The sequence below is a fragment of the Candidatus Symbiopectobacterium sp. genome (assembly GCF_020054415.1).
Taxonomy (GTDB): Bacteria; Pseudomonadota; Gammaproteobacteria; order Enterobacterales; family Enterobacteriaceae; genus Symbiopectobacterium.
Map to the genome: position 1 here is coordinate 1 of NZ_JAHWCO010000468.1, position 1,342 is coordinate 1,342.

Below are 1,342 nucleotides of genomic sequence, written 5' to 3' on the forward strand. Positions count from 1 at the left end.
GCCATAAAGGCTGCGGATTCCCTTGACGTAAAATCAGTATGTTAAATCCAGAGCGTGGTGATGCATCCCGGAGCGATCAGCATTTTAATCCAAAACAGGCGTGTCATAACAGCATTATTCCCTATTATTCAACAAAGCCCGTAAAATCATGCAGTTAGGCTTCATGAGAAAAGTGTACAGCTGAGATGACAAGCATTTTCAACCAAAACTGGCATGGAAAAACAGCATGATTACCTATTATTCAACAAAGCCAGAGTGAGGATGTTGTCATTGGCGCAGTATACCTTGCTCAGGTTACGGTATGCCATCGGGATTTCCAGCTCGGGGTTAATGTGATTTTTCACGTCTAAGGAAGGGAGTCTGCAAGTCGAAATTGACGGTAACGTATTGATAAAAATGTCGTGTATTGTTGTGTTTTGTTGCCTATTTTTTGAGCATGGGATAGAGATAACCATATGATAATTAGTAGATTATTGATTTAGGTCTTCGCTGTCAGGAGTTCAGCCGCAGTTCACGCAATGGGTGACCTGGTTGACCGATGCCAGTATCAACGGGATGGCGCGCGACATGCTGTTGTCGGATGCCATGCTGGGCTATCTGCAATTTGTTGACGGCGTGGAGCGTAACGGTACCGACTGTCTCTACAGCAGCGTCCCCTATCGTTTGCAACCGCCTGCGCCTGTGCGCGTGGAGCAATGGCGGCAGGCAGTGGTCGCGGGTAACGGCGCTGGGTTTGTTTCATCGCTTGCGCCGCGTCATTCACAATATGCCAAGATGCATCAGGCGTTAAAAACGCTGTTGTTGGATACGCGTCCCTGGCCGGTGTTGACGATGTCGGATACCTTGCGTCCCGAACAGCAAAGCAATGATCTGGCCGTGTTGCGTGAAATACTGCAACGCACCGGTATGCTTGCCACGTCAGGAACCATCACCCTGTTCAATGAACAACAGGCTGCTACTGACGCGGCCGCGCCGTCACCGGATACCTATACGGGCGATCTGGTCGAGGGGGTCAAGCGCTTCCAGCAGTGGCAGGGGTTAGACGCTGACGGCGTCATTGGCAAGCGGACGCGGGATTGGCTGAACGTTTCGCCGCAGACCCGTGCAGCGCTGCCGGCGCTTAATATCCAACGTCTGCGCCTGGTGCCGGATAATGTGAGCACCGGAATCATGGTGAACATCCCAGATTATTCGCTGAACTATTATCTGTACTAGCTCAGACCTGATCTGACAGTTACCGATTATTTATACAGGTGTCTGTCAGATTACATCTGGTTCAGATTCTTTTCTGCCCAGATCCGTTTTCCATCGAGTAAAGTGGCCATCGGCGTACGCCCGCAGC

At 50.6% G+C, this 1,342-nt stretch carries 1 protein-coding gene and 1 pseudogene; both read left to right on the top strand.

The genetic code is table 11. The features are described 5' to 3' along the window. Window positions 1-213 precede the first annotated feature (213 nt). Window positions 214-336, top strand: coding sequence for a hypothetical protein (locus QZ506_RS13795; RefSeq protein ID WP_291971787.1), 123 nt, complete (start codon window positions 214-216; stop codon window positions 334-336). A 150-nt stretch (window positions 337-486) separates the two neighbouring features. Further along, a pseudogene (locus QZ506_RS13800) lies at window positions 487-1,206 on the top strand (peptidoglycan-binding protein); the annotation flags it as partial. Between the last annotated feature and the right edge of the window lie 136 nt (window positions 1,207-1,342).